Raw genomic sequence first — 26,960 nt, 5'->3', positions numbered from 1 at the left:
ACCTAGCGTTCGCGGATCGGCTGGAGATCTACTGTAGGCAGGAACGCTGCAGGACCGCAATCGCGTAACATAAACGCCTGACGTTGCAACCAACGGTGGAAATGCTGAACCAGCGCCGCGTCGGCCTCTGCGCCGGCTTTTGCCACCCAGTCGGACAGCCCGGTTTGCGCCTGTTCCCACGTGTTATGCTGCACCCCGGTTAGCGCAGCAACGTCGGCCAGATCGGCGGCCCGCACAGACAGCCCATAGGTATTGAGCCGCCCCATATAGAACGCCTGATGTGCGGCGGAATCGCGCGCATAGTTTTCTGCCGGAGTGCCATCGGCGAAGGCTTCGATATGACGCACCAGATGGCGCGATGCTTGTTCAAAGCCCAGCGGTTGCGCTTGCGGCTCTGGCGGATCGATCAGCGCCACGCCCATATGATCGGCGATGGCGCGGATCATCCAGCGGCTCGTGCCCACGCAATAGTTGAGATAGGCGATGAAGTCCTGTTCGGGCGCGCTGTCAAACATCAGCGGCCACATCAGGAAGCCGTTGACCGCACAGAAACCGGCGGTGTGGAATTCGATCAACTGGCGGGAAATGCGGTCACCGGTCAGTTCCTCGTACCGCGCGACCAGAGCGGTCAGATCACCCAGCGGCTCTGACGAATCGCGCAAGCGCATGCCAGAAAGCTCTGCCGCAGGATCGCCGAGCGAGGACACTTCGAAATCTATCAGGCCGGTTACCGCCCCGTTGTCATCAAACAGGAACTGTCCGCCATCGTAATTCACAAAAGTTGCGCGGGTACGGTCTTGCGGAATGTTGCGATTAAGCCAGCCCCAGGCAAATTCCATAAGCGGCCACGGGCGCCCTGCTATGCGTTCACGGAATATCTCGTGCGAGGGCGCATAGAGATTGAGCGCGATCTCTTTGGGCGTGCGCGGAACCGGCAATTTGGCGGGGGCGAACGCCTCGACCGGCAGGCGATGGACGTCGGCGACGATGCCGATGAACTGCTCGCGCACTTTTGCCTGAATATCTGGATTGGCAATCGATCCGCTGTTGATCCGTCCGGGCAGCATTTCCATGACGATGCACAGCGGATCGGGGATCATCCCGTGAACTCGCGGGGCGGGGATGCCGTGCCGTTCGAATACGTGATGGATTTCCGCTTCCTGGAACATGTCCACCGGCGAGGCATAAGTGTCGCCGCGCGGGCCGCGCACATAAAGCGGCGCACCATTTGCCACCACGTTCCATCCCGGTCGCCACCTCGGCTGCCTCTCAAACGCAGTGACTGGCCCGATATTGCTGGTCAGCCAGTCGTAAACCTTGGCGTCGGTCGGGTCGGTGGGAGGCTGTACTGCTTGCGAGACCATTCGTGCTCTCCCCACCGACCGCGCCGGTTGTGCCGTCAGAATTGTATCCGGTTCAGCTGCCGAAACGATAGCGCAGTTCGACGCCGATGGTGCGCGGTGCACCGATGAAGCCGCTTTGCACGCCCAGAAGGTTCGATCCGACATTGCTTGATGCAAGGTATTCCTTGTCGAATACGTTGCGCACGAACACGCTGGCATCGACATTCGATCCACCGATATCATTGATATCAAGCCGTGCGTTGACGATGCTGTAGGCGGGCAGGATCGCGTCCGAAGACTGGACACTGCTTGAATGATAGAAATCGCCAATGAAAACGGCCTGCCCGATGCTTTCGGGTACCGGCAATGTCCAGCGCACGCCTGCTGTGATCGTCTGCTTGGCAACAAGATTGAAAGGCACTTCAAGCACACGAAGGTAGGATTGAAGCTCACCCGGCACCGTCAGCGCGCGGGTCTTCAGATCGAGGAACGTGGCACCAGCCTCGAACGCCAGTGTAGACGTCGGTGCGATCCGTGCGGAAAGGTCGATGCCTGCCACGCGGGTCGATCCGGCATTGACCAGCAGGGTGCCGCCGCTCGGATCATTGTTGGCATTGCAATCGCCATCTGGTGATCTTGGTGAGTCGGTGCCGCCCGGCGTAACCGTGCTGCAGGTTGCCTGTGTGTTCAGGCCTGAAACCGGCACCTGAACATTGCTATACCAGCCTACAAACGGAGATGCATTGAAGCGGATGGCCACATCGCCTGCCTTCAGGTCCGAACGGATGCCGACTTCGATGTCGTCAACCTTTTCAGGCCGGAAGGACTGGAATTTGGCAAGGCGACCGGCCAGCGTCGGGCTGTTGATGCCACCTGCCCGGTAGCCATGGCGGGTTACCGCATAGAGGAACACCTCGTCCGATGCCTGCCAATCAAGACCTACGGTCCAGGTTGGCGCCTTGGACGAGGTTTTGTTGATGCTGCTGTTGCGGATCGCAGGCACGGCATTGTTGCAATCGGCGGGCGACAGAACCGGATCGGGCGATGTGCCGCCTCCGACGCAAGCGGTGATTTCATCCCAAGTGTGGCGGAAGCCTGCGCTGAAGCGCAAACCGTCGGCAATGCCATCAAGCTTGTAGGTAACATTGCCGAACAGCGCCTTGCTGGTTTCGGTGAAGAAGCCGTAATTGAACGGCGCGTTGGTGAAGCCGGGCAGGATGAAGATCGGAATGTACGTGCCGGTCGGGCCCTTGGGCTTGCTCTTCAGGTAGAACCCGCCGACCAGCCATTCCAGTTTGTCATCCGCAGCTTTGCCGCGAAGTTGCAGTTCTTCGGTGAATTGTTCCACATCGGATGTCTGGCGTCCACCGACGACCATTACCGGCAGACCCCTGGGGATCGCACCGGAGCCATCGGAAATCAGCGTTGGCAATCCGTCGACGCTGGAGAAATAATCGACCTTGGTGTGGCGATAGCCAAAGATGTTGACCAGTTGGATCGCGTCGGAAAGTGTGGCTTCGGTGCGGTTGGTCACGCCCAAACGTTCGGCGCGTTCGAACGCATCGATATCCGAATTGATCACGCGAACCCCGCGTGCGCGTTGCAGCGCAAGTTGCGTTTGGGCCGCGGCCAAGGTCCCTGTCGCGGTCAGCGCGTTGGGCCCGGCGAACACATTGACAAGAACCGATGCGCCGCCGGTTGAACGGTTGCGGTAATAGTCGACGATGGTGGTGTTCTTTAGCCCTTCGACCGGTTCGATCAGCAGCGAACCCCGGATCGCGCGAGAATTGAGGTCGTCTGCGTCGTTGCCGATGCCGATGTTCTTTGTCCAGCCATCGCGCTTTTGGTATTGGCCCGAAATGCGCAGCGCCACCTTCTGGTCGACGAGTGGCAGGTTGATCGCCGCTTCTGCGATCAAGGCATCATAGCTGCCGTAGGAGGCCTGTACATAACCGCCAAGTTCATAGTCCGGTGCGGTGGGGTAATAGAGGATCGCGCCGCCGGTGGTGTTGCGGCCGAACAATGTGCCCTGCGGACCTTTCAGCACCTGCACCGATGCAAGGTCGTATGTCGGGATACTGGAGCCGAGCGTTGGTGCGGGTACATCCGCGAAATAGCTGATCACGCCAGGCGCGCTGTTCCCGGCAAGGGCCTTGGACTGGCCACGGATCGAGAAGTTGGAATTCTCGCGCCCGCCACTGCCTGCAAGGAACACGCCCGGCGTTTTGAACAGCAGGTCCTGCGTATCGCGGACTTGTGCCTGGCGCAGCGATTCCGTGCCGAAAGCGGTCACCGAAACCGGGGTAGACTGGATGTTTTCCGACGTGCGACGCGCGGTGACGATAATGTCGCCATCGCTTTGCCCTGCGGGTTGATCAGTGTCGGTAGTGGTCTGCTGGGCAAGCGCCGGAGTGGCCGTGCTGACCATCAGCAACGCGACAAGGCTCTTCATGCGGACGTTGGAAATCATCTGTCTTCCTCCCGGGTGAATCGGACGTTTTCGTCCTTTGGCGGTTCGATCGCGCCGTTCGGTGCGACCTCAGAACCGCCAATAAACCTGCCGCCGGAAAGGGTAGCATCACCGGCGAACGCAGCAGCATCACGAAGTTCATCCACCCTCGTTGGCTCGGGCAACGCCTCACTTGCGCAAAGCTGCCAACCTTTCGGCAGGTAACCTCAGGCCCAATTCGCGCCTCTATCACGGACAAGCGCCATCAAGGCGACAAGGAGCATGGAACCATGGCGAGGCTGGCGGACAAGGTCTGCATCATTACCGGCAGTGGCAGCGGCATTGGCCGCGCCAGCGCGCAGATGTTCGCCCGCGAAGGGGCAACCGTGATCGTTGCCGATATCCGCGCCGAGCCCGCCGAGTCCGTGGCGCAGGCTGTGGTAGATGCTGGAGGCAAAGCGCGCGCAATCACCGTGGATGTGAGCAACGAGGCCGATCTTGCCCGGATGATCGACACCACCATCGCCGATTTCGGCCAGATCGACGTGTTGTTCAACAATGCGCTTTACACCAATACCGAACACGCCATGCGCGACATGGATTTCCTCGCGTTCGATCCCGAAATCTTCTTTGCCAATTTGCGCGTCAACGTGCTCGGCGCGGTAATTGCGAGCAAACTCGCAATCCCGCATATGCTCGAACGGGGGCGCGGTTCAATCATTGCCACCTCGTCGGGCAGTTCGATGGGCGGAGACATTACCGCTTACAGCTACGGCTCGTCCAAGGCGGCGCTCAACTGGTTCGTTCAGGCGATTGCCGCCACTTATGGCAAGCGCGGTATCCGCAGCAACGCAATCCTGCCCGGTCCCACGCAGACCCCGGCCAAGATCCAGTGGACCACGCCTGAAATGGACCGCCTGTTTCTCGATGTGCTGAACACGCCCTTTATCGGCGAACCTGAAGACATCGCGGCAATGGCGCTGTTCCTGGCGTCAGATGAATCGCGCTACGTCAACGGGATGCTTTATCCCGTCGATGGCGGGCAAAGCTGCACCGTGCCGTTTATCAGCGTCACCCGCGCGCTTTCTGCAGGCAACTGACTTCTAAGGAAAAACCATGGGTATCGAACTGGAAAACAAGGTCCGCACGATGCACGACGCCTGGGGCGACGGCAGCGACGAGGTGCGGCCTGATGTCGAGAAAATCCTGTCGTTCTTTGCTGACGATGCCGAATGGCAATTGTGGGTTCCAGGTGGCCCGGTGATCAGGGGCAAGGAGGCGTTGCGCGCCGAAATCCTGAACCAGATGACTTTTGCCACCAACAACAAATGCAACGAAGTCAACATCGTGTCGAACGACCGCATGGTGATGCAGGAACGGTCAGACACAGCGATCATCATGGGCCGCCCCTGCCCACACCAGATGGTCGCGATTTATGAATTCAACGACGCGGGCCTGATCGTCAAATGGCGCGAATATCTCGACATGGACGATCTGAACCGCAAAATGGGTGTGACCGGTGAAAACAACCCGGCCGGGAACCCGGAACCTGTGGCACCATGACGCTGGCGGCGGCTATCGCGCCTGGAAAATGGGCGTTCATCACGGGCGGATCCGATGGGCTCGGTCTTGCCTTTGCGACTGAATTGGCAGGACACGGCATGAACTGCCTGCTGATCGCACGGCAGGAAGAAAAGCTTGCTGCGGCTGCCGCGGCCGTGCGCGCATTGGGCGTCGAAGCGCGCACCCTGTCGCTTGATCTGGCTGCCCCCGATGCTGTTGCGCAGATCGCGGCTGCCACCGCCGACATCCCTCTCACGCTTGCCGTGTTCAATGCAGGTGCCGAAGCTTCGGGCACGCAGTTCGTCGATCTGCCCTATGCGACATGGGCCGCCACGATCCAGCGCAACGTCCTTTTCCTCACCGAAGCTCTGCACCATTTCGGGCAGCGCCTGGTACAAAGCGGCGGCGGCGGGCTGATCGTGGTCGGCTCTGAAGCGGCCTTCGGCGGCGCGGCGCTTTCGGGCATTTATACCGCGACCAAGGGCTTTGCATTGAACTTGTGCGAAGCGCTTTGGGCAGAGCTCACGCCGCGTGGGGTTGATGTGGTCACCTTGTTGTTCAAGATCGCCGATACCCCGATGCTGCGCGAAACGCTGGCCAAGCGCGGCATTCCGGTCGAAGCCACCGGCGCATCTGACACCGCGATGCTGGCGCGCGGCACGATTGCGGCGCTGGGTTCCGGCCCGATTTACAATCCGGACGAAGTTTCGCCCGAAGATCCGGTGACGTCCAATGCCGCCCGCCGTGAACGCGTCGTCACCAAGAGCGAGTTGCTCAAGTTCTTTTACGGATAAATGCGGCCATCAACCGCCCGGTCATAAGCCTTTGGAGAGAACATCGATGAAAATTGGCATCAGCAGGCCGTTCGCCGATCCCGGTGTGCCCATCAACGACGTCGACATGGGCGAAATCGGGCGTATGGCTGAACAGATCGGTTTCGATTGGCTGACATCGGGCCATCATACGGTCCGGCCCCTGCGCGAAGAGATCAAAGGTCCGCACACCCATGGTGTGCCGTTCTATCAGGACCCGTTGATTGGTGCCGCGCGGGCTACTGCGATGACCACCCGGCTTGAGGTATCGACCGGCGTGTTGATCATGCCGATGAAGCACCCCGTCGATGTTGCCAAGCAAGTTGCTTGTATCGACGCCTATAGCAATGGCCGCTTCATGCTTGGCCTTGGCACGGGCGGCGCAAGCCGGATCGAGATTGAGGCGAGCGGCGGCAGTTTCGAGCGCCGCTGGGCCTATACGATGGAAAGCGTCGCCGTAATGAAGGGTCTATGGACACAGGATTCTTTTGCTTTTGATGGTGAGTTTTTCCAGTTTCCCGAAGTCCAGATGTATCCCCGCCCGGCGCGCAAACCGCATACCCCGATCCTGCTCGGCGGCTATAGCGATGCTGTGCTTGAACGGGTGGGCAAGCATTGTCAGGGCTGGGTTCCCGCTTATGCCGGAACGCGGCTGCTGTCGCTGTCTGAAACCGATATGACCGGGCCGGATCATGTCCGCCAAGGCCGCATCAAGATCATGGCCCATGCACAGGAAGCCGGGCGCGACATCGCGCATTTCGAAATTGGTGTAATTCTGGCTCCGGGCGATGATGCCTTGGATTTGCGCAATGTTTACGAGGACGCAGGTGCCGACCGCCTGGCGTTCAGCCTGCCCCATATAGCAAGCGTCGAAGACGCACGCATCGCCCTCGAAAATATCGCGGCGAACGTTCTTTAAGCACGCCTGCGCACACGGAGACCATGATGAGAGCAGTCCAGATCACCGCTTATGGCGGCCCCGAAGTTGTCATGATCAATGACGTTCCAAAGCCAGTGCTTGGCGCGGGGCAATTGCGTGTTTCCGTGGCTGCAACGGGGGTTAATCCCGTCGACTGGAAAATCCGCGAGGGTTATATGGACGGTCTCGCTATCCCGTTCCCGTTCACCATCGGCAACGAATTTGCCGGATCTGTTACCGAATTGGGCACCGGCGTGACAGAGTTTGCAGTGGGCGATGTGGTCTATGGCTCGGTCGGCCCAATCGGCGTGTTTGCCGATGAACTTGCCGTCGATGCCAATGCCGTTGCCAAGGCGCCTGCCAGCCTGTCGTTGGTGGAATGCGCTGCTCTGCCGGTTGGTATCGTGACCGCACAAGCCGCGTTTGATGCCGAACCGGTGGGCCCAGGAACGCGCCTGCTGGTCCATGCCGCAGCGGGCGGTGTGGGCAGCATCGTCGTGCAGCTTGCCAAGGCGATGGGCGCTGAAGTGACCGCGTTGACTTCGCCCGCGACGATGGAATTCGTGCGCGGTCTGGGGGCTGATCACGTGATTGACCGCACAACGGCTTACGAAGAGGCCATTGGTGATTTCGACATCGTATTGGACGCGTTCGGTCCGGCGGCGCAAGCCCGCTCATGGGGTCTGCTTAAGCCCGGCGGCATCCTGATATCGCTGGTATCCCCGCCCGATCAGGATGAAGCTGCGCGTCGCGGCGTACGTGCGACGATGACCTTCGGCACGCCCAATGCTGCTGCGCTGGCACGCGCCGCAGCCCTTGCCGATGCAGGTAAGTTAAAGCCAACGGTCCAGCGGACTTATCCGGTGGAACAAGCCGTTGCTGCCATGGCCGAGGTCGAGGGCGGTAACGTGCGTGGCAAAATTGTGCTGACGTATTGAACGATGGAAAAGCAATCCCAAACCCTTGATCTTGTCGGCGGCTGCAATTTCCGTGACCTTGGCGGCTATCGCGCGGCCTGCGGCGGAACGGTGCGGCGCGGGCTGATTTACCGTTCAGGTGTTCTGACCTATCTGACGGAAGCGGATCACGTTGCCATCGCGCCACTCGGCATTCGCACAATCATCGATCTGCGCCGTGATGACGAGATCGCGGCAGAGCCGACCCGTTGGCCTGAGCCGGTCCGCAACTTGTCATGGCAACTCGATGAATCGATCGCATCGTCGCAACGCGGCGCGGCGTGGGAAAAGGTGGCCACCGGCCCTGAACTTCGCGCTTGGCTGATGGGGTCTTATCCCACCATGCAGGACTGGCTGGTGCAGCCGTTGCGCGGCCTGTGCGATGCACTGCTGGACGATCAGGGGCCGCTGGTGTTTCATTGCGCAGCGGGCAAGGACCGGACCGGTTTTTGCGCGGCGGTCATTCTTGGCCTTGCCGGTGTGGATGAAGATACCATCCTTGCCGATTATGCCCTGACCGATACGGCGGTCGATCTCTACGCTTTCACACGCACGCACCGCGCCGCCCGCATGGGGCTGACCGATGGCGAACATCCGTTCGAGAAGATGGCGCCCGACGTGCGCGAAGCGCTGATGCGCGCCGACCCGGCCTACCTCAAGGCTGCACTGGATAGTGTGGCCGAGCGGCACGGCTCGATTGCCGGTTACGCGCAGGCGGCGCTGGGCCTCGATGAGGCCAAGATCGCCGCCATTCGCGAACGCTTGGTGGAACCGTAGATCAGCGTCCGACTGGGTAGGTGATGGTCTTTTCCTGCTGGAATTCGCGCAACCAGTCTGGCCCGTATTCGCGCCCGATGCCCGACCGTTTGTAGCCGCCGAAAGGGGCGTAAGCCATCTTGCCGATGCCGCCGTTGATTGCCACGTTGCCGGTGCGCAACTGCAAGGACATTTCATAGGCCTTTGCGGAATCGGCGGTCATGATCGCGCCATTCAGGCCATAGCGTGATTCATTGGCAATCCGCACGGCCTCGTCGTCGGTGTCATATCCGATCACGCAGCCGACCGGGCCGAATACTTCTTCCTGCGCCAGCGTCGACTTGTTATCGACATTGTCGAAAAGCGTAATGTCCACGAAAAAGCCCTTGGACAGCCCCGCCGGACGGGTGCCGCCCGCCACCAGGGTTGAGCCTTCGTCACGGCCTGACTGGATCAGCTTTTCAACCTTGGCGCGTTGGGATTCGCGGATCAGCGGCCCCATCAGGACCGTCGGATCGGACGGATCGCCGACCTTCCAGTGCGCAGCAACGGCCTTGGCCGTGGCGACAAAGCGCGCGCGGATCGAATTGTGGACAAGGAAGCGCGTGGTAATCGCACAGCCCTGCCCGGCGTTTACCGAAAGCACCATGATCGCCATGGTGGCCGCAGCCTCGACATCGGCGTCTTCGCGCACGATCATCGCGGACTTGCCGCCAAGTTCCAGATGGACCCGCTTCAACGTGGGTGCAGCTTGCCCCATGATGGCCGCACCAACTGCTTCAGACCCGGTGAACGTCACCATGTCTACGCGCGGATCGGTGGTCAGCTTCGTGCCGACATCAGGCCCGCCGGTAATGACGTTCAGCACACCGCGCGGCAGGCCGATCTCGTCCGCAATCTGTCCCAGCATCAGCGCCGAATAAGGCGTGAATGGCGAGGGCTTGAGGATCAGGCTGTTGCCCGCCAGCAGCGCGGGCGTCACTTTGGCAAGGTTCAGCAGGAACGGGAAGTTGTAGCCGGTAATCCCGCTGACCACGCCGACGGGTTCGCGGACCACGGTTCCGCCACCCAGAATGCGCGGCCCGGTGGGGTTGATCATGTTGGCGTTCGACGCCACCGGAATCTGGTGCGGCTCTTCGCGCAGCGAATAATCGATGGCCGATTGCAGGTGTTCCAGCGGCGCATCGACCTGCACGTTGCTGGTGACAGCTTGCGCGCAGCCCACTTCCTTGATGATCAATTCCACCAACTGTCCGCGCTTGGCATAGAGCGCGTCGTGAAATTTCTGCATCATCGCGGTGCGCTCAGCCTGTGCCATGCGCGGCCATGGCCCGTTTTCGAACGCATCGAACGACGAAGCAATCGCCGCTTCTGCCGCCGTGGCATCGCCCACCGGCGCTTCGCCGATCACGTCTTCGGTGGCGGGGTTAAGCACCGCTTCGGTGCCCGCACCAGCGTGCCATTCGCCGTCGATGTAAAGGCGATCAATATCGGTAAAGGGAATGGTCATGGGGGGCCTCAAGCGGTCTGGAGGATGATTTCGGCGGCGCGCAGGCCGACGGCCATTGCAGGAGCGTTGGTATTGCCCGAAACAAGCGTCGGGAAAATCGAGGTGTCGCACACGCGCAAGCCGGTTACGCCGCGCACGCGCAATTGCGGATCGCACACGGACTGGTCGTCTGCGCCCATCCGGCAAGTACCTGCGATGTGATAGGCTGTGCCACCAAGCGCGACCGCGTTCTGGAGGATATCGTCATCGTTCTTGACCATATCCCCGGGAAACTGCTCTTCGACGATCCATGGCTTGAGCGCCGGTTGCCGGCCTAATGCACGCAGCCAGTTGAACAGCGACACCGCGGTAATGCGGTCAATCTCGGCGGAAAAATGGTTTGCGTCGATGAACGGCTTTGCATCGGGATCGGCCGATTGGATGCGCAGTTCGCCCTGGCTTTCAGGCCGGGTGAAATAGCCCAGAATCGTCAGCCCGTGATGCTTGTCGGGCACCACGCCCTTGTCGGTCAGGTTCAGCGAATACAGGCTGACGCCAATCTGTGCATCGGCATGGTCCAGATCGGGCCGGGTCTTCACGAAACCACCCACCTCGTGCGCGCCGTGTGTCAGGGCACCCTTGGCGAACAGGCCATATTGCAGCACCGATTTGAGCAGCCCCAGCCCCTGATAGTTCAGGTTCATGCTGTCGCCCTTCACGCGGTATACCGTCTGGACATAGCGGTGTTCGCGCAAGTTGCGGCCCACGTCGGGAGAATCGACGAGCACTGGCACTCCTGCCGCGCGGAGCACTGCCTCCGGCCCGATACCCGACAATTGCAGTAGCTTGGGGGAATGCACCGCGCCTGCGGAAAGGATCACCTCGCGCGCCGCCACGAAGCGCGTGCCGCGCTTGTCACGCAGCGTCACCCCGGTCACGCGAAGGTTTTCGATCTCGACCTTGAGCACATCGGTTTCGACCAATAGATCAAGGTTCGGACGCTCGCGCGCTTCCTTCAGAAAGCCCTTGGCCGAGCTGACCCGCTTGCCCTTGTCGATATTGCGCGTCTGGTAGCCAAGGCCGCCTTCGCGCACGACATCGACGTCGTTGACATCGACAACGCGTTCAACGCCCATTTCTTGTGCAGCGGTGAGGACTGCCTCGCACAAGCCGTTGCGGCTGGGATGGACGCTGACATGGATCGGCCCACCGACCCCGCGCCATTTCGCCTCGCCCAGTTCGTGGTCTTCCAGTTCAACGAAGCAGCGCCCGATCTCGTCCCAGCCCCAGCCGGTGCAACCGGATTCTGCCCAGCCATCGTAATCCATCGGCGCACCGCGAATATACACCATGCCGTTGACCGCGCTCGATCCGCCCACTGCGCGGCCCTTAAGCCACATTTCGGACGGCTTGTTGCCGCCCGGCGATACGTCATACGACCAGACATGCGGATTGCGCGGATCGAGCAGCTTGCCGATGCCGCGCGGCATGGCGATCAGCGGGCTGGTATCGTCCGGCCCGCTTTCCACCACCAGCACGCGCGTTGCAGGATTGGCGGACAGCCGGTTCGCCAGCACACAGCCTGAAGAGCCCGCGCCAACGATAATGTAATCATAGGTGTCCGTCGCTGCGTTCGTCATCTGGAACCATCCTCTCGGGCACGCAGCATTTGGCTGCGCTTGCCAGGGACTCGCCCTCATCGGGACGATTCGCCTGAACCATAAAGAACCATTGGCAATCTATAAGTGGAACTGCAAGTCCCATTTAAGATGATCAGGCACTATCTGTGTCAAGGATAGGTTCGCGGCGCTCACCCACCATACGGCAGGGGCCGCCGATACCGTGCATGATCAGCGCAAAGCCGCGCTCAAACACTGCATCGCTGGTCTCGAAATCGCTGCCTTGCGCGCTGCCTATCATGTTGCAGGCGATCAGGATGTCTTCGGGCATCACATCGGCGCGCAGCAAACCGGCGTCGCGCGCGCGTTCAATCGGTTCGATGAACAGTTCCGCCGTCTCGCGCGATGCCTGAAGCATCATCGCCTTACCCGCCGGACTGGACAGCAGGGTGTCATCCATCGCCCGGTAAATGAACGTCAGCTTGGCCACCGTGCGCATCAGCCCGAACAGCGCATCGGGCCGGTCACCCAGCTGCGCGCATTCTTCAGCAATCGCTTCCTGCTCTGCCGCCTGCACCGCGCGGATCAGATCGAGCCGGTCGGCAAAGTTGCGGAACAGCGTACTGCGCCCAACTTTTGCCTTTGTTGCAATGTCTTCCAGCGAGATGTCGGCGGCACCCGCGCGAAAACACTCGCGCGCCACGGCAATCAAACGGTCCCGATTGCGTGCAGCGTCCTTACGCATTGCGCCTTTTACCCCGTTACATCGCCCAATCGGCCACACCTGCCGTATCGGCCTGCCGGAATAATGGCAATCGGGGGCGCATGGGTAGCGCCCCCGATCAATTTCAGTCCCACTGCAGCTCAAGTTCGGGCACATGCATGATGTTGCCCACGAAGTACTGCACCTTGAACCCGTCCTTGATGCGCCATTCGGGCAGCGTGGTCAGGAATTCTTCAAGCGCGATCTGCAGTTCCATGCGGGCAAGATGCATGCCCAGGCACTTGTGGATGCCCCCGCCCAGCGAGATGTGCGGGGCCTTGCGGTCAAACCGCACCAGCTCTGGTTGATCGTAATACGTGGGATCGTAACCGGTTACGGGCGTTGCTACCGAGATATATTCGCCCGGCATGATCTTCTGGCCGCGGATTTCGATTTCCTTGGCCGCGATGCGGAATGCCGTAACCGGAGCATAGGCGCGCAAAAATTCTTCCACCGCAGTCACGATCAGGCCCGGCTTTTCACGCAGCTCGCGCTGGCGTTCGGGATAACGACCCAGGAAGCAGAAGATGTTACCGAGCAACGACGTCACCGTATCCAGCCCGCCGATGTACAAGTTGAAGCAGTGGCCGAACACTTCGGTGACGTTCCACTTGCGCCCGTCAACCTCGTTGTCGAAGATCTGGCTGATATAGTCTTCGCCGGGGTTCTTCTGGCGTTCTTCGATCACTCCCATCAGATAGGCCTTAACCTTTCTGACGGCATCGCCGCGCACTTGCCAGTCATTGGTATGGAGCATGTCCTTTTCCCACTCAAGGAATTCGGCCATGCGGTCTTGTGGCAAATCCAGCAGGTCAAGGACGATGTTGATCGGGTACTTTTCCGAAAACTCGTCAACAAAGTCGCAATGCCCGCGATCCTTGAACTGGTTGATCAGCACCCGAGCACGTTCGCGAACACCATCACGCAGTGCGGCCATCTTTTGCGGCGCGAACTTGGGGTTGAGCGCAGCGCGATAGGCGGTGTGGATCGGTGGATCAGCCTCGGTCGGGATTACCAGCCAGTCTTCGCCGATATTTTGCGCCCATTTGCCCATCCCGTTCTTGGTGAAATTGTCAGGGTCGCGCAACATGGTCATCGTGTCTTCATAGCTGGTCAGCAGCCAGCCGGGCTGATCGCCGGGGAAGATGTTGGTGACATAGGAAATCGGCGGCAGCGTCGCCTGCAACTGGGGTATCAGCGTTTCCTGCGGACATTCGTCCACACGTTTGCGCGCATAAAGGGGCAGGGTCACGACCAGTTCTTCAGGAACATGGGCGGGCCGCGTTGCGGCGGGGGCAGTGGCCACGGCAGTTCTCCTCATTTTGCCGCCGATTCTGCGAACCGGCTGGTCATGCACATATGAGCACCTCTCCGCGAAATAGCGCCAGCGCAAATGCTGTCGCCAGCCAGCCAATCTTTAGGGACAGCTGGACCTAGACAACGATAGGTTCCGATATCGGGCCGGGCGCGCACCACCGCTTCGGGATACCGGGAGAACAACAGTGCCGTGGGATGAGGTTTTCGATGTGGTGTGCGTGGGCTCGGGGCTGGGTGGCATGTCCGCTGCTCTGACCGCAGCGCAGCGCGGTGCAAGCGCGCTGGTAGCCGAGAAATTCCACTTGCTTGGCGGCGTATCGGCACTCTCGTCCGGGCAATTGTGGCTGGGCCCCAATCACTTGCAGGAACCAGACGGGATGGAGGACAGCGATGCCGCTGCCGATGCCTACCTTGCGCACTTGTCGCAAGGTTATGCCACGCCTGACCGGCGCAAGGTTTTCATCGAGCGCGGGCGTGAGGCGCTGCGCTTCATGACCGACACCATCGGTATCGAAATGACCGTGGTGAAGGGCCTGCCCGATTACTATTACCCGTCGGTCACGGGTTCGAAAATTCAGGGCCGTTATGTCGAGGTTTTGCCTTTCAAGGCCGAACGGCTCGGCGATCTTGCCGATACTGTACTGACCTCGCCTTATGGCGATGGTTATAGCTACACCACGTCAAACGAATGGATTGCCATGCAGGATGGTGGCGATCACGTCGGCGCCTGCCTTGAACGCCATGTCGCGGCGGGCGAACGCTGTGCGGGCGCTGGCCTTGCTGCTGCACAAGTGCTCGCAGCACGCGAGCGCGGCGTTGATATGCGCACGTCAACCGAAGTGATCGACCTTGTGGTCGAGGACGGCGAGGTCACCGGCGTGGTTCTGCGCGATGCACACGGCACCAAGCGCGTTCGCGCGCGGCTCGGCGTGGTGCTGGCCACCGGCGGCTATGACTGGAAACCATCGTTCGTCAGCGCTTTCGATGCGCTGCCAGAAGCAGGCAGCATGGCCCCGCCCACTGTCACAGGCGATCACATCGTCATGGCGGCAAAGGCCGGTGCCATCGCCATCCCCGCCCGCGCGCCTGCGCAAAGCCCGATCTTTGTCGGTTACAAGGTTCCCGCCGAGACAATCTACGGCCAGCCCTCGTACCGTATGTGGTTGCCGGGCGCGCCGCACAGCATTGCGGTCAACCGCTATGGCCGCCGCTTTGCCAACGATGCATTTTACCCCGATGTCGCAACCAAAGTGGGCCGGTTCGACGGACAGGAACAGGGACAGCCCAACTGGCCTGCGTGGATCGTGTTTGATCAGAACATGGTCGACAAATACGGCCTCATGCCAAGCTGGCCCGGCCAGCCCCTGTCGGAGGGTATGGCGACCAGCGCAGATACACTGGGCGAACTTGCAAACCGGATTGGCATGAACGCGATGGGCCTTGAAAACACCGTCAAGCGCTTCAACGGTTTCTGCGTAACCGGCATGGATGAGGACTTCGCGCGCGGCAGCGTGCCATGGGGCCGGATCATGACCGGCGATCCCCGCCTGCTCAATCCCAACCTTGGCCCCATCGAAAAAGCGCCGTTCTATGCAGTGAAGATTGAACGCGTCACGATGGGCGTGCCCACCGCCGGTCTGCCGATAGACATCGACGGGCGCGTGCTGAATGCTAGCGATGCCCCCATCCCCGGCCTTTATGCGGCGGGAAATTCCGCAGCATGGCTCGACATTGGCGGTGGCTACAACAGCGGCATCGCGAACACGCGCGGGCTGCTTTACGGCTACCTCTCGGCGCTGCACATGACCGGGCAGCACGCGACGCCTGAACGAAAGACAGCAGGAGCCTGATCCATGACCATTACGATCTACCAGCTTGAACGCTCGCGCTCCGAACGCGCCGTCTGGTTGATGGAAGAACTGGGCGCGCCCTATGCCATCGCGTTTTTCGAACGTTTACCGACATGGCAGGCCGAACCTGCGTTCAAGGCACTGCACCCGCTGGGTTCGTCACCCGTGCTCGGGATTGGCGACGACAAGATCGCCGAAAGCGGTGCGGTGATTGAATATCTGGCCACCACACAAGGCGGTGGCGCGCTCGCACTGGGGCCGGATTCTCCCGACTATGCCCAATACCTTTACTGGTTCCATTTCGCAGAATCCACATTGATGCCCGCGCTGGTGGGCGAAATCATGGCCCAGTTCGGCGGGATCGAGACGGATCATCCGTTCCGCGTCAATGCCCGTGCCCGCATTGCACAATTGCTGGCTTTCACCGATGCGCGCCTAGCCGCTGTACCGTTCGTGGCAGGTGACCGGTTCACCGCCGCCGATATCATGATGACCTTTCCCTTCACCATGACGCGCCAGTTTGTGCCGGTTGATGTCGAAGGCCATCCGCATATTGCCGCCTATGTCGAACGCATGGAAGCGCGTCCCGGCTACCAACGCTGCCGCGCCATTGTTGACCGGGAGCGCAAGACATGACGCAGGAAGAAACCCCCGGAGAAACAGGCGCAGCGCAGGACGATGCGAAAATCCGTGCCTGGATCGCCGGGAACATTGACGGCACGATCACCGCAGTCGAACGCCTGCCCCGCTGGCGCCCTTCGTGGCAGGTAACAGTCGAGCGTGGCAGTGACACGCTGCAACTTCACGTGCGTGGCGACCGCGCAAGCGGTCTGGGCATTTGCCCGCTGCGCCGCGAATATGAAGTGCTGAAGCTGTTCGAACAGAACGGCATTCCGGTGCCGCATGTTTACGGCTGGATCGCTGATCCCGAAGCTATTGTCATGGCGCATCTGGATGATACCCCGTTCCTTGGCGATCTTGATGGCGATCCTGCTGTTCAGCGGATGGTCGAGGAATACGCAGGCCATCTCGCCGCTGTCCATGCCCTTGATATTGCGCCGTTTGTGGAAGCGGGCCTTGTCCAGGGAGAAACCCCTGAGGCCGTGGCACTTGACTATTTGCTCTTGTCCGAAAGCCATTACGAGCCCGAAGACCAGCCCGACGCTTTGTTGCGCTTCGTCACCGGATGGCTGCGCCGCCACCTCCCGCTGCACCGAAACCGCAATGTCGTTTTGATCGGCGATGCCCCGCAGTTCTTTCACAACCGGGAGCGCGTGACAGCGTTCTATGATTTGGAATTGGCCAAACTGGGCGATCCGATGGCCGATCTCGCGTCGATCCGGGTGCGTGACATCAATGAACCGATCAGCGATGTTGCCGCCGTATTCGCGCGTTATGTGCACGATAGCGGCAACGAAATCGACTGGACGGTGCTGACTTATTACACCGTGCTGCTGTTCATTGCCGTACCGATGATGACCAAGGCCACCTTCCGCAAGGTTACCCCACACCCCGCCTATGTCGAGTACCTGTCATGGGGGATGGGCGCCAGTCGCGCCGCGCTTGAAGCCCTTGCCGAGGGTCAGGGCTATGCGCTTGATCCGGCAGAACCTGTTAGCAGCGCGCCCTTGCGCGATAGTTATGCATGGCGCGATCTGGCGGTTCAGTGCGGTGCCTTGCCAACCGAAGGCTTTTTCCGCCAGCACCCTGCGCAATCGCTGGCGTTCTATCTTCAGCGGCTAGCCGAAAGCGGTGATGCCATCGAACGGGCCGAACTGGACGATGCTCGCAATATCCTCGGAATTGCAGATGCCGATGCCTTAACGCTCGAAGGGCAACTTGACGCTTTTGTCGAACGGGCGAGCCCCGCGCATGATCTTGCGCTTGTGCGCTACTTCCACCGCCGCCAGATGCGCCGGTTGCAATTGTTGCGCGATTACCCCGGTCCCATCGTCACGCGCGGCCTGGCGCCGCTGGACCATGTATTCCCGGGTGCCTATCCGCGTCCGGCTGCCGTATAAGGATGCGTTTGCGATGCTGAAGCTTCATCACCTCAACCACAGCCGTTCGTTCCGCGTGTTCTGGCTCCTTGAAGAATTGGGGCTGCCGTTCGAAGTGGTCCATCACGCACGCCATCCCGAAACCCGGATGGGGCCACCCGCGCTCAAATCCGCACATCCCATCGGCAAATCTCCGGCGCTGGAAACCGAAGACGGCACAATCGTTGAATCCGGCGCGATCATTGATTTCATCCTGCGCCGTCACGGCGGCGGCGCACTGGCCCCTGCAAACGACAGCCCGCACTTGCTGCGCTATCTCGAATGGATGAACATTGCGGTGTCCATTGGCACCACCCCGATCATGCTCAAAGTCTATGGCTTGGCTGCCGGCCTTGCGGGCACCGAATTTGATCAGCGCGCCGATGCCGAATTTACCGGCGTCCTGAATTACATCGAACAGTCGCTTGAGGGGCATGACTATCTGGTGGGCGATGCCTTCACCGCTGCCGATATCCAGGTCAGCTTCATCGCTGAACTGGCGCGCGCATTGATCGGTATTGCTGCATATCCCAACATGTCGGCATGGCTGCAACGCCTGCATGCCCGCCCAGCCTTCCGCGCATCAATCGAAAAAGGTGGCGAATATGCTTACGCGTCGTGAACTGATCCACCAGCAATAGCATTGCCTGTCAACCGCCGGGTAACTTTGGTCAACAGCGGCTGGCGCGCAATTGCCGGTCCACGCACGCGCGGATCGTCAATCGTACGCCAGATGTGCAGCGTATCGCCGAATTCCTTGTATTGCGTGATCCGGCCATCCTGCACTTGCAACTGGAAGATATAGATGTTGCGGTAATCGGCCCCGCCGACCAGTTTGGCAGCGCTTTGCGCCTCGAACCAGACCCGTTCTTCTTGCGCCACCATCTCGCCAATTTCGAACATGATCGGCCCGTCGAGCGGCAGCACGGCGGTCTGCGCAAAGAACGCATCGACATCCATCCACCCGCAGAACGGCATGTCTCCGGCTACGAATATCCGGCAATCAGGCGCGAACAGCGCGCGCAAACCTGCCGCGTCTCCGGCCACTGCCGCCTCAATCCATGCGCTGGCAACCGCCTCCGGGCTCATGGCTTTGGAGCTGCCTGATGAAACGCATCGGTTCCCGCGATGGGCGGCGCATCTGTCAGCAGCATGATGCCGGGCTTAGCTGCCACCACATAAGGCACGGCATGGATCGCGTGCATCGCGGTCGCCATACAGGCGTCGTCGGTTGGCATCACGCTGTCCGATCCGATGTCGATCCGCGCATTGATCGTCGGCTCACCCTCCAGATCGATCAGCCAGCCGTGGCCTTGCGGCCATTCGGGCGCGAGGTCTTCGGCCATCCGCGTGTAGTGCTGAAGGACAATCCGCTCACGCCCGGCCGAGATAACCCGCACACCAAAGTTCATTGCGCCGACAGTCCCGGCCCGGATCGTGCCTGCTGCCACATGCAGATCGCGCGGAGTGATCGCCACATTGCGGAAGTTTTCGATCCGGTCGATCGGCAGGCCCAGCACGTCGGCCACCAGCATGCCTGAATGACGCCATGTTTCGCCCACAAGGTCCACATTGGCAAAGGCGGGCGTGGGATCATCGGGCGCATAGCCAAAGCCCATCAGATCGAACATCTGATATGTGCTGGGATATTTGTCATACATCAGGGTTTCGGAAGCCACCATCCGGTCCACCCGCCGCGACAGCCGCGCCAGATAGAGCGGCACCGATTCAGCCAGAAAGCCGGGCATAATCCCCAATCCGTGGAAGGTGGAGCCCCCCTTCACGCAAGCAGCGGCCAGCGCTGCTTCAACATCCGGTCCTAGCGATTTGGGATAGATGAAGTTCGCCGCCGTGGTCACGACGTTCTTGCCCGATTCCAGCAGCGCGCAAATATCGGCAATGCTGCCCGGTACATCGTTTTCTGCGCCTGCCAGAAACAGCACGCAATCGGCCTCAAGCGCCATTATCGTCGCCCGGTCATTGGTCAGCGCCACGCCCACCGGGCCTGTCCCCGCCACAGTTCCAATATCCTGCCCTGCCTTGTCCGGGTTATAAGTGAACCCGCCAACGATCTGGTAGTCAGCACGCTCTGCCGTAGCGCGAATCACCATTTTGCCGGTGTGGCCCGTTGCCCAGTGAATGATCCGCAAAGCCATGGACTTCTCTCCCACGTTGATTTTTACTCATGCGCTGCAAGCCAATCACCAGCCCTTCCCGCTTGCGGGAGGGGCGCGAGACTTAGTGAGCCAAAGGCGAACCTAGTCGCAGCGGGGTGGGCACTGCGACACTCGCACCCAACCGCTATTGCGCGGTCCAGCCGCCATCGACCGGCAGGACGTGGCCCGTCACCATTGCCGCCTGATCGCTGCACAGCCACGCAATTGCATCAGCCTGTTCGGATGTGGCGATCACCCGCTTGATAGGCTGGTTGGGCAGGAGGTGGTCGATCACCATCTGCCCCATCTCCGGGCCCGCCTTGTTATAGGCCTCGGTCGGTGTCACGCCGGGTGCGATGCAGTTCACGCGCACGCCGCGCCCTGCATAAGATACCGCGGCAAATTTGGTCAGCCGCACCACACCGGCTTTTGATGCGGCATAGGCTGCGCCTGCAGCGCCGACATAAAGCAGCCCCGCCAGCGAGGTCACATTGCAGATCGCGCCGCCACCATGTTCGATCATGTGCGCAATCTCGTGCTTCATCGAAAGGAACACGCTGCGCAGGCTGACCGCCTGCGTGTATTCCCACGATTCCAGGCTCTGTTCATGAAAGTCCGCGCCTGATGCATCGCGGTGCGCATCGCCCACGATGTTTGCCGCAATGTTCAGGCCGCCGAACGCAGCCACAGTGCCGCGCACCAGCGCGGCAACGTCATCCTCGTTCGTGGCGTCGGCACGCAGAAAACGCACGTCATGTCCTTCGGCGCGCAACCGCTCTGTCGTGGCCTCACCCGTTGCGGCATTGATATCCGACAGCATCACGCTTGCGCCGCGCCGGGCAAAGCCTTCTGCGGTTGCCATCCCGATGCCCGCGCCTGCCGCGGTGACCAGCGCAACCTTGTCACTGTAGATCCCGCTCATCCCCACACCACATGCAAGGCGCGCGGGCCGCGCAGCTGCGCGCCGACAATCATCGGCGGCGGCTGGTCCGGATCAAGCCGCAAGTTCGGCAGATCGAGCAAGGCGTTGAGCATCGCTTCCATCTCGGTTTTGGCCACCGGCATCCCCAGGCACATGTGCACGCCCGCGCCGAAGCCGACATTCACCTTCTGCGGCCGGTCGATGTCGAATTCGTCGGGATTTTCAAAAACCGTCTCGTCGCGATTGGCCGATCCCGAACAGAGCGAAAGCGCCGCCCCTGCGGGCACTTTCACGCCGTGGAACTCCACATCGACGGCGGCTTGCCGCGCAAGGAACTGCGACGCGGTTTCCCAGCGCATGCCTTCGTTCACTGCCTTGGCCACAAGTGATCGATCATCGCGAATACGCTCAAGCAGCGCCGGGCGTTCCAGCAGCGCGACCAGCATGCTGCCGAACGAGCGCGTCGTGGTTTCGGCGGCGGCAGGCAGCATTTGCCGGATTAGTTCGGTAATATGCGCATCGTCCAGCATTTCGCCATCGGCCTCGGCACGTAGCAGATAGCCGATCAGATCCTCACCCACCGATCCTTCAGCGCGGCGCTGGCGCACCACATCCAGCGTATCGTCATACAATTCCTGCGCAGCGGCAAAGGCTGCGGCCATGCTGGCCTTGGCCTTTTCGGGATCGCGTTGTGGCCCAACCAGAATGCGCATGCCGCGCGCTGCAAATTCCTGTGTCTTGGCCTCGTCCTTGGGGAAACCGATGATTTCATAAATAAGCCGTACCGGCAGCGGAAGCAGCAGGTCTTCCATCAGTTCCGCCTTGCCGCGCGGCGCAAGCTTCGCAACGGCATCTGCCACCACCGGCGTCAGCAGCGCCTTCCACCCGGCAATCGCCTTGGGTGAAAAAGCCGGTGCCAGCAGCTTGCGCGCCACTTTGTGCGTCGCATCATCCATACCCGTCAGCAGGAACCCACCGAGGAACTGGCCGAGTCCCTCCTGCAGCAGCGTGCTGGTAAATGTCTTGGGATCGCGCAGGACCTGCAGCACATCGTCATAGCGGAACAGCGTGAACACTTGCCGGCCAAGGTTGGAATAGTCCGCTTGCGAGGGCACGTTCCACTTGGCCAGAATATCGCCGACCATGATTGGCTCATGTTTGCGGGCTTCGCGATAGACCGCGTGCGGGTCTTCGGTATCGGTCCCGTAAACGCTGCTCACTTCGGCAAAGTCGCGGGAGATTTCGCTCACCTCTGATGGCTTTCCGGTCATTGCGTCAAACTCCCTGCGGCAAACGCACGTGCAGTGCCGCCTCGCCGATCGACGTCGGGCCGAACACTTGCAGCCGCCGACCCTCAATGGCTCCCAGCAAGGTCAGGAGGCCTGCATCCTGTTCAGGCCCGGCTTCCAGCACGAAGGCCTCCAACGCCGCTTCGGCTTCGCCCCAGCGCGCAAAGTCCTTGCCAAGGAATGCGCTTACATCGGCGATGTTCTGCGCCACCATGGCCGCGCCATAAGCATCGGCACGGGCAACCCATTCGATCAGTTCGGCAGCTTGCCCTTTCTGCCCTTCGGCGATCGCATCTTTGGGCACGATGCCCGAAAGCGTGTCGGTCAGTTTGGCGATAAGCGTCTTGTTGTCGCCCGTCCGCTCCACCAGCGGTGGCAGTTCAGGCAAGTCCACCCCGGTCAGCTTTGACAGCGCCAGCAAGATCGAGCGGCGCAGTGCCAGATCGAACTGGAGATAAACCGAATGGGGATCGGCGGGGCGCGGATCGGCGACCGTGCCGGTAAACTGCATCGTGCCCAGTAGTGAAAACTGCAGCACATGGAACAGGACCGCATCATGATCGACCGGTTCGCCGCTGGCTTCGGCGTAATAGCCATAAAGCTCGGCCAGCGGCGCGCCCATCGGCTCGATTGTGTTGCGCATGCCCATCGTGGCCAGATCGACCATCGGATCGCCGATCATGCTGAATTCAAAGTCATACAACTGCGTCATGCGCTGGTCGTGGACAAGGAACTGCCCGGAATCGAACTGGATGAAGGCCGCGCGGGTGCGGTGCTTGGGCACATTGCGGCGGATCCACTGGATAACGAATTCCAGCAATGGCTCGGGCCGCTTCTTCGTGCGTAAATATTGCGGCATATAAGTGTTGAGGCCGACAAGCGCGACTTCTTCGGCGCCCTGCGGCACACGCATGTCGCCGACCTCGGCGAACGCCTCTACCGGCAGCGCGTGCATTGCGGCCACCGCCGTCATGTATTCGCGGCCCACGATGCTCTGTTGTTCCGGCGTAAGACCAGACAGATCGCGCGTGCCCTTGATCGATTCCATCACGATGCATGGCGGCTCAGCCAGATAGCCGTACACTTGCGGCACCGGAATACCTTGGGCATGCAATACGCGGATAATGTCCGCCTCGCGCTTCAAGTCGGGAAAGATCGCCACGTCGCCGGTGCGGTCGCCGCGCAAGTGCAGTTCCACCAGCTTGCCGTCCACCTCGACGTCGGCAAACCACGCCGGACGCCAGCGCACTTGCTGCTCCATCCGCACGATCTTGCCGCCCATCGTCGCTTCGACAAAATCGCGGATGCGCTGGACTGCGGCATCGTCATATTCAGGAACGCCGGTTGGTTCAGCCATCACGCGGCCCCGCTATCAGCAGGCGCGAACGCAGCCGCCGCAGCGCGTGTATCCATATATTCTTTGCCTGAAACGATCAGCCCGTCGCGCACGATCAACACGTTGTGATACTCGTTGCGGTAGACGGTGTTCGGGAAAGTCATTTCCCCGCGCACTTCGACCGCCACCCGGTCACCCTCGGCGGTGATTCCGATGATATCGGCGACGCGCTTGTTCGCCGTTAACAGCCCGTCACGCACGCTATCGATGAAGGCCTGGCGCGTCATGTCGCCAAAGCCCAAAATCCACCACGTACAATCGGGGTGCTGCAAAGCTTCGATCGTGGCAATATCGCCATCGACCACTGCCTGCATATAGCGGCGCGCTACGTTCTTGTTCGCTTCGACGTCAGTCATTGTCAGGCTTTCCCATTTCCGTAAAACAGGTCGGCGATGCCGGCCGTGTAATAGGCGATCTTGTCCGGCTCCAGTCCGTAGTGCGGGATCACCGGAGTGCAGGAGTCAGCGTATTCGACACGCTCGTGGAAGCGGCGCAGCACTTCGTCCTTGGGGCCGACCAGCGCGATGCTTTCGACCATTTCATCGGTGCAGGCAGCAACCATTCCGGCAAGATCGCCAGCGGCAAAGCAGGCCTGCAAGGCGCGGGCCGGATCGCCCATACCGATGCCATCGAAATAGCGCAGATATTGCGGCGACTGGCTGTAGAACGCAATGTTGGCGCGCGCATCGTTAATTGCCTCGCGCTTGTCCGGGTTCACGGCCACGAACATTTGCAGGTTGACTGTGATGGCCGAGCGCGGCCGTCCCGCCTTGTCGAGGCCCCGCTTCAGTGCCGGTGCGGCAACATCGCGGATCCATTGTGCATTCCACAAAGGATGACCCAGCAGGCCGTCGGTGATCTCGCCTGCCATTTCACAGGCGTTTTGAAACACGGCGGGCAGGAAGATCGGAATTTCGGTGCGCACGGGGGCTGAAAGCGTGCGGAAATGCGTCAGGTCGAGTTTGTGGTACTCACCCTCCAGCACACCCAGTTCGCCGGTATGCCCCTTGGCCACAATAGCGCGGATCATGCCGATCACTTCGCGCATGTGCGCCAGCGGCTTGCCATAGGTCGATCCGAACGCGCCTTCGGTCAGGCTCTGCGCGCTGGAGCCAAGCCCCAGAACCGCGCGCCCGCCGCTGATCAAGTCCAGATCCATGATGTTGCACGCGGTTTCCAGCGGGCTTCGCACGAAGGCCAGCGCAATCCCGGTGCCAAGCTTGAGGTTCTCGCTGACCGCAGCCGCAGCTGATAGCGGCAGAAAAGGTGCGCCGAAGGTCTGTGAAGACCAGATGCCATCCAGCCCGGCAGATTCATAATGCTGAACGGCTGCTGCCAGTTGCTTTGCGGGCGTTGGTGGCAGTTGCGCCCAGATGTGTTCAATTGCAGTCATGCCCCGGCCCCAGTTCTAAACGTCATAAAGTTCATCAATTTTCAGATCTTTGGCCGCAACGCAGAACCGTTCGAGCGATGGCAGCGTCGCTTCCTTGGGATTGATGTTGGACTGCCACGAGACCAGCCCCCACACCATCCAGCGGCGATATTCGGTCCACGCCGTGTCAAAATCGATCGCAATGCCGTGCGTCGCCAGCACGGCCAGATAATGCTTCAGCAAATCGCGCTCGCCCGCCCGCCGGTCGGCAATCGTGATCGACCCTGCCGCGAAGTAGCTGTAATCGCGCCACGGATGGCCCTTGCGCACGATCTGCCAATCCAGGAATAGCCGCCCGCCATCGCCCAGACCATAACTGTTGCCGAGATGGGCATCGCCGTGGACCAGACACAACGGCGAGGTATCGGCCATATCGTGCGCGCAAAGTTGCAACCACGCGTCGCGCAGCTTCTGCGGATTATCGGCAAACCACGCCGGGAACATCGCCACCCGTTCGGGCAGGCGGTTCACCTTGTCGTAGTGGTCGGCCATCATCGCCCAGTAATCATCGCCTGCATGGTCGGGCGCCATTGCGCGCTGCAACCAGCCCGCTTCGTCCAGCCGGGGATCGCCCCAAGTGCTGGCATGAAGCGTGGCGAGTGCTGCCACGCCGCGCATTGCCTGATCAAGGGTGATCGGCTCAGCCGAAGTGCCGAACTTGCCGTCCCAGCCCTCCATGTCTTCCAGCACCAGCAAGCCCTGCTTGCCTTGTGCATCGTCATCCCAGTCGGCATAAAAGCAGTGCGGTGCGGGCAATTGCAGCCCCTCGCACAAGTCCTTGTAGAACCGGGCCTCGTTGACATTGGCCTCGCCGCTTAAGGGGCTGCCCGACCAATTTGATTTCAGGCATAGCTGCCCCGGCAGCACCGCCGGATCGGGTCCGGACACGGCCACGCGCACTTTGGTGGTGTGGCCCTGGATGATCTCCACCACTTCCATCGCGGTGATCGTGATGCCGGGATAGCGGTTGCGCAAAACACCTTGCAGCCAACCTGCATCCACCGCTGCAAGGTCGGTTGGAAGCCTTTGCGCCCGCGCCGGGAAACCACGCTCCGTGCCCTTGCTTGTGCTCATCCGATCAGCCCTTCTGTCCGGCGGCATAGTCCATCATATCCATGACATGGGCATGGTGCGCTGACATCCCGCCATCGATCACGATGACCTGCCCGTTGATATAGCGCGATTCACTTGACCCAAGGAACGCTACCAGCGCTGCAATGTCAGCCGGTTCGCCAAGCTCGCCCATCGGCATATGCCGGGCGATGATGTCAAATTCCTTGCCCGCCACCTTGCGCGAATGGGGTGTGACAATCGGGCCGGGTGCAATCGCGTTGCAGCGGATTTTCTGCGCGCCATGCTGCGTCGCCATGTAACGGGTCATGGAAATGACCGCCGCCTTTGACGCGCCATAGGCAATGCGCGCCGAATCACCCAACATGCCCGAACCCGATGCAAGGTTCACAATCGCCCCGCCGCCTGCTGCGGCGATATGCGGAATGGCGTGGCGGCAGCAATAGAGATAGCCGGTGGCATTAATGTGCAGGGTGCGCTCCCACACATCGTTGGGAATGGTCACCGCATCTGTATCGCCCATCATCGTGGCCATGTCGGTCAGCGCCGCATTGTTGACCAGCACGTCAAGCCGGCCAAACGCGGCTATTGTGGCATCGATAGCAGCCTTGACCGCCGCTTCGTCGCCAATATCCAGCGCAAAGCCCGCCGCCTTGTCACCATAGGCACCGGCAACTTCTTTTGCGGCGTCACCAAAAATGTCGGTCACGGCAACGCGCGCACCTTCGTTAATAAGGCGCTCGATCACGGCCTTGCCGATGCCGCCCGCGCCGCCGGTCACAAAGGCGACTTTTCCGTCAAACCTGTTCATGCATGGTG

26 protein-coding genes are annotated in these 26,960 nt (G+C 60.8%); 10 read left to right on the top strand and 16 right to left on the bottom strand.

Translation table 11 applies throughout. The annotated features are described in order from the left end of the window. Positions 1-2: 2 nt before the first annotated feature. Genes B7Y89_RS02575 through B7Y89_RS02565 form a run of 3 tightly spaced genes read right to left on the bottom strand, consistent with a single transcriptional unit; the run spans position 3 to position 3,959 of the window. On the bottom strand, positions 3-1,364 hold the full coding sequence (locus B7Y89_RS02575) for a phosphotransferase (protein ID WP_292935457.1): 1,362 nt from the start codon (positions 1,362-1,364) through the stop codon (positions 3-5). Positions 1,365-1,416: 52 nt separating this feature from the next. Next, a complete protein-coding gene (locus B7Y89_RS02570; RefSeq protein ID WP_292935455.1) occupies positions 1,417-3,813 on the bottom strand; it encodes a TonB-dependent receptor in 2,397 nt (798 codons plus the stop codon). Then, the gene (locus B7Y89_RS02565) at positions 3,810-3,959 is read right to left on the bottom strand and encodes a hypothetical protein (protein ID WP_292935454.1); all 150 of its coding nucleotides are present in this window, start codon (positions 3,957-3,959) and stop codon (positions 3,810-3,812) included. Before B7Y89_RS02565 ends, B7Y89_RS02570 begins: the two co-directional genes overlap by 4 nt. Positions 3,960-4,082: 123 nt before the next feature. Here B7Y89_RS02565 and B7Y89_RS02560 point away from each other — a divergent pair, with 123 nt between their 5' ends. The 6 genes from B7Y89_RS02560 to B7Y89_RS02535 are packed head-to-tail and all read left to right on the top strand — an operon-like array spanning position 4,083 to position 8,819. Then, positions 4,083-4,892 (top strand): SDR family oxidoreductase, encoded by an 810-nt coding sequence (locus B7Y89_RS02560; protein WP_292935452.1) that lies wholly within the window; start codon positions 4,083-4,085, stop codon positions 4,890-4,892. A gap of 16 nt (positions 4,893-4,908) precedes the next feature. Continuing rightward, positions 4,909-5,355: a nuclear transport factor 2 family protein gene (locus tag B7Y89_RS02555; protein ID WP_292935450.1), complete on the top strand. Its 447-nt coding sequence runs from the start codon at positions 4,909-4,911 to the stop codon at positions 5,353-5,355. Beyond that, complete coding sequence (locus B7Y89_RS02550; RefSeq protein ID WP_292935448.1) at positions 5,352-6,149, top strand: SDR family NAD(P)-dependent oxidoreductase; 798 nt, start codon at positions 5,352-5,354, stop codon at positions 6,147-6,149. Before B7Y89_RS02555 ends, B7Y89_RS02550 begins: the two co-directional genes overlap by 4 nt. 46 nt (positions 6,150-6,195) lie before the next feature. Further along, positions 6,196-7,086 (top strand): TIGR03619 family F420-dependent LLM class oxidoreductase, encoded by an 891-nt coding sequence (locus B7Y89_RS02545; protein ID WP_292935446.1) that lies wholly within the window; start codon positions 6,196-6,198, stop codon positions 7,084-7,086. Between the two features lie 23 nt (positions 7,087-7,109). Further along, positions 7,110-8,024 (top strand): NADP-dependent oxidoreductase, encoded by a 915-nt coding sequence (locus tag B7Y89_RS02540; RefSeq protein WP_292935444.1) that lies wholly within the window; start codon positions 7,110-7,112, stop codon positions 8,022-8,024. Between the two features lie 3 nt (positions 8,025-8,027). Then, on the top strand, positions 8,028-8,819 hold the full coding sequence (locus B7Y89_RS02535) for a tyrosine-protein phosphatase (RefSeq protein ID WP_292935443.1): 792 nt from the start codon (positions 8,028-8,030) through the stop codon (positions 8,817-8,819). A gap of 1 nt (position 8,820) precedes the next feature. Here B7Y89_RS02535 and B7Y89_RS02530 read toward each other — a convergent pair whose 3' ends face one another. The 4 genes from B7Y89_RS02530 to B7Y89_RS02515 all read right to left on the bottom strand — a co-directional run bounded on the left by B7Y89_RS02530 (position 8,821) and on the right by B7Y89_RS02515 (position 13,975). Then, positions 8,821-10,308 (bottom strand): aldehyde dehydrogenase family protein, encoded by a 1,488-nt coding sequence (locus B7Y89_RS02530; RefSeq protein ID WP_292935441.1) that lies wholly within the window; start codon positions 10,306-10,308, stop codon positions 8,821-8,823. A gap of 8 nt (positions 10,309-10,316) precedes the next feature. Further along, complete coding sequence (locus B7Y89_RS02525; RefSeq protein ID WP_292935439.1) at positions 10,317-11,927, bottom strand: GMC family oxidoreductase N-terminal domain-containing protein; 1,611 nt, start codon at positions 11,925-11,927, stop codon at positions 10,317-10,319. Positions 11,928-12,060: 133 nt separating this feature from the next. Next, on the bottom strand, positions 12,061-12,651 hold the full coding sequence (locus B7Y89_RS02520; RefSeq protein WP_292935438.1) for a TetR/AcrR family transcriptional regulator: 591 nt from the start codon (positions 12,649-12,651) through the stop codon (positions 12,061-12,063). A gap of 103 nt (positions 12,652-12,754) precedes the next feature. Beyond that, on the bottom strand, positions 12,755-13,975 hold the full coding sequence (locus tag B7Y89_RS02515; RefSeq protein WP_292935436.1) for a cytochrome P450: 1,221 nt from the start codon (positions 13,973-13,975) through the stop codon (positions 12,755-12,757). 196 nt (positions 13,976-14,171) lie between these two features. Here B7Y89_RS02515 and B7Y89_RS02510 point away from each other — a divergent pair, with 196 nt between their 5' ends. The 4 genes from B7Y89_RS02510 to B7Y89_RS02495 are packed head-to-tail and all read left to right on the top strand — an operon-like array spanning position 14,172 to position 18,497. After that, positions 14,172-15,836: an FAD-dependent oxidoreductase gene (locus B7Y89_RS02510; RefSeq protein ID WP_292935434.1), complete on the top strand. Its 1,665-nt coding sequence runs from the start codon at positions 14,172-14,174 to the stop codon at positions 15,834-15,836. 3 nt (positions 15,837-15,839) lie between these two features. Next, on the top strand, positions 15,840-16,472 hold the full coding sequence (locus B7Y89_RS02505) for a glutathione S-transferase (protein WP_292935432.1): 633 nt from the start codon (positions 15,840-15,842) through the stop codon (positions 16,470-16,472). Further along, positions 16,469-17,857, top strand: a complete 1,389-nt coding sequence (locus B7Y89_RS02500; protein ID WP_292935431.1) for a phosphotransferase — start codon at positions 16,469-16,471, stop codon at positions 17,855-17,857. Before B7Y89_RS02505 ends, B7Y89_RS02500 begins: the two co-directional genes overlap by 4 nt. 13 nt (positions 17,858-17,870) lie before the next feature. Further along, entirely contained in the window at positions 17,871-18,497 is a 627-nt protein-coding gene (locus B7Y89_RS02495) for a glutathione S-transferase family protein (protein ID WP_292935429.1), read from the top strand. Here B7Y89_RS02495 and B7Y89_RS02490 read toward each other — a convergent pair. From B7Y89_RS02490 to B7Y89_RS02450, 9 genes are all read right to left on the bottom strand, one after another. Then, a complete protein-coding gene (locus tag B7Y89_RS02490) occupies positions 18,485-18,964 on the bottom strand; it encodes a nuclear transport factor 2 family protein (protein ID WP_292935427.1) in 480 nt (159 codons plus the stop codon). The genes B7Y89_RS02495 and B7Y89_RS02490 overlap by 13 nt on opposite strands. After that, positions 18,961-20,031, bottom strand: coding sequence for a hypothetical protein (locus B7Y89_RS02485; protein WP_292935425.1), 1,071 nt, complete (start codon positions 20,029-20,031; stop codon positions 18,961-18,963). Before B7Y89_RS02485 ends, B7Y89_RS02490 begins: the two co-directional genes overlap by 4 nt. Before the next feature lie 145 nt (positions 20,032-20,176). After that, entirely contained in the window at positions 20,177-20,953 is a 777-nt protein-coding gene (locus B7Y89_RS02480) for an SDR family oxidoreductase (protein WP_292935424.1), read from the bottom strand. Next, positions 20,950-22,224 carry a cytochrome P450 gene (locus tag B7Y89_RS02475; RefSeq protein WP_292935422.1) on the bottom strand — a complete coding sequence of 425 codons (1,275 nt, stop codon included), beginning with the start codon at positions 22,222-22,224 and terminating at the stop codon, positions 20,950-20,952. The genes B7Y89_RS02480 and B7Y89_RS02475 overlap by 4 nt, the downstream gene beginning before the upstream one ends. A 4-nt stretch (positions 22,225-22,228) precedes the next feature. Continuing rightward, complete coding sequence (locus B7Y89_RS02470; protein ID WP_292935421.1) at positions 22,229-23,599, bottom strand: phosphotransferase; 1,371 nt, start codon at positions 23,597-23,599, stop codon at positions 22,229-22,231. Beyond that, positions 23,599-23,994, bottom strand: a complete 396-nt coding sequence (locus B7Y89_RS02465) for a nuclear transport factor 2 family protein (protein WP_292935419.1) — start codon at positions 23,992-23,994, stop codon at positions 23,599-23,601. Before B7Y89_RS02465 ends, B7Y89_RS02470 begins: the two co-directional genes overlap by 1 nt. Positions 23,995-23,996: 2 nt before the next feature. After that, positions 23,997-25,031: an LLM class flavin-dependent oxidoreductase gene (locus B7Y89_RS02460; protein WP_292935417.1), complete on the bottom strand. Its 1,035-nt coding sequence runs from the start codon at positions 25,029-25,031 to the stop codon at positions 23,997-23,999. Between the two features lie 15 nt (positions 25,032-25,046). Beyond that, positions 25,047-26,144 carry a phosphotransferase gene (locus B7Y89_RS02455; RefSeq protein WP_292935415.1) on the bottom strand — a complete coding sequence of 366 codons (1,098 nt, stop codon included), beginning with the start codon at positions 26,142-26,144 and terminating at the stop codon, positions 25,047-25,049. Positions 26,145-26,148: 4 nt separating this feature from the next. Continuing rightward, positions 26,149-26,952, bottom strand: coding sequence for an SDR family NAD(P)-dependent oxidoreductase (locus B7Y89_RS02450; protein ID WP_292935413.1), 804 nt, complete (start codon positions 26,950-26,952; stop codon positions 26,149-26,151). Positions 26,953-26,960 lie beyond the last annotated feature (8 nt).

It is taken from the genome of Novosphingobium sp. 32-60-15, from assembly GCF_002280675.1.
GTDB lineage: Bacteria > Pseudomonadota > Alphaproteobacteria > Sphingomonadales > Sphingomonadaceae > Novosphingobium.
The sequence above is the reverse complement of the archived record's forward strand: the minus strand, read 5'-3'. Positions and strand labels throughout refer to the sequence as shown.

Excerpts from the sequence above, each read along its gene's own strand:
- B7Y89_RS02560 (WP_292935452.1), top strand. The coding sequence starts at position 4,083 with ATGGCGAGGCTGGCGGACAAGGTCTGCATCATTACCGGCAGTGGCAGC.
- B7Y89_RS02535 (WP_292935443.1), top strand. The coding sequence starts at position 8,028 with ATGGAAAAGCAATCCCAAACCCTTGATCTTGTCGGCGGCTGCAATTTC.
- B7Y89_RS02550 (WP_292935448.1), top strand. The coding sequence starts at position 5,352 with ATGACGCTGGCGGCGGCTATCGCGCCTGGAAAATGGGCGTTCATCACG.
- B7Y89_RS02555 (WP_292935450.1), top strand. The coding sequence starts at position 4,909 with ATGGGTATCGAACTGGAAAACAAGGTCCGCACGATGCACGACGCCTGG.
- B7Y89_RS02480 (WP_292935424.1), bottom strand. The coding sequence starts at position 20,953 with ATGAGCGGGATCTACAGTGACAAGGTTGCGCTGGTCACCGCGGCAGGC.
- B7Y89_RS02500 (WP_292935431.1), top strand. The coding sequence starts at position 16,469 with ATGACGCAGGAAGAAACCCCCGGAGAAACAGGCGCAGCGCAGGACGAT.
- B7Y89_RS02505 (WP_292935432.1), top strand. The coding sequence starts at position 15,840 with ATGACCATTACGATCTACCAGCTTGAACGCTCGCGCTCCGAACGCGCC.
- B7Y89_RS02575 (WP_292935457.1), bottom strand. The coding sequence starts at position 1,364 with ATGGTCTCGCAAGCAGTACAGCCTCCCACCGACCCGACCGACGCCAAG.
- B7Y89_RS02540 (WP_292935444.1), top strand. The coding sequence starts at position 7,110 with ATGATGAGAGCAGTCCAGATCACCGCTTATGGCGGCCCCGAAGTTGTC.
- B7Y89_RS02520 (WP_292935438.1), bottom strand. The coding sequence starts at position 12,651 with ATGCGTAAGGACGCTGCACGCAATCGGGACCGTTTGATTGCCGTGGCG.
- B7Y89_RS02455 (WP_292935415.1), bottom strand. The coding sequence starts at position 26,144 with ATGAGCACAAGCAAGGGCACGGAGCGTGGTTTCCCGGCGCGGGCGCAA.
- B7Y89_RS02470 (WP_292935421.1), bottom strand. The coding sequence starts at position 23,599 with ATGGCTGAACCAACCGGCGTTCCTGAATATGACGATGCCGCAGTCCAG.
- B7Y89_RS02450 (WP_292935413.1), bottom strand. The coding sequence starts at position 26,952 with ATGAACAGGTTTGACGGAAAAGTCGCCTTTGTGACCGGCGGCGCGGGC.
- B7Y89_RS02485 (WP_292935425.1), bottom strand. The coding sequence starts at position 20,031 with ATGGCTTTGCGGATCATTCACTGGGCAACGGGCCACACCGGCAAAATG.
- B7Y89_RS02465 (WP_292935419.1), bottom strand. The coding sequence starts at position 23,994 with ATGACTGACGTCGAAGCGAACAAGAACGTAGCGCGCCGCTATATGCAG.
- B7Y89_RS02530 (WP_292935441.1), bottom strand. The coding sequence starts at position 10,308 with ATGACCATTCCCTTTACCGATATTGATCGCCTTTACATCGACGGCGAA.
- B7Y89_RS02545 (WP_292935446.1), top strand. The coding sequence starts at position 6,196 with ATGAAAATTGGCATCAGCAGGCCGTTCGCCGATCCCGGTGTGCCCATC.
- B7Y89_RS02460 (WP_292935417.1), bottom strand. The coding sequence starts at position 25,031 with ATGACTGCAATTGAACACATCTGGGCGCAACTGCCACCAACGCCCGCA.
- B7Y89_RS02525 (WP_292935439.1), bottom strand. The coding sequence starts at position 11,927 with ATGACGAACGCAGCGACGGACACCTATGATTACATTATCGTTGGCGCG.
- B7Y89_RS02570 (WP_292935455.1), bottom strand. The coding sequence starts at position 3,813 with ATGATTTCCAACGTCCGCATGAAGAGCCTTGTCGCGTTGCTGATGGTC.
- B7Y89_RS02475 (WP_292935422.1), bottom strand. The coding sequence starts at position 22,224 with ATGACCGGAAAGCCATCAGAGGTGAGCGAAATCTCCCGCGACTTTGCC.
- B7Y89_RS02490 (WP_292935427.1), bottom strand. The coding sequence starts at position 18,964 with ATGAGCCCGGAGGCGGTTGCCAGCGCATGGATTGAGGCGGCAGTGGCC.
- B7Y89_RS02495 (WP_292935429.1), top strand. The coding sequence starts at position 17,871 with ATGCTGAAGCTTCATCACCTCAACCACAGCCGTTCGTTCCGCGTGTTC.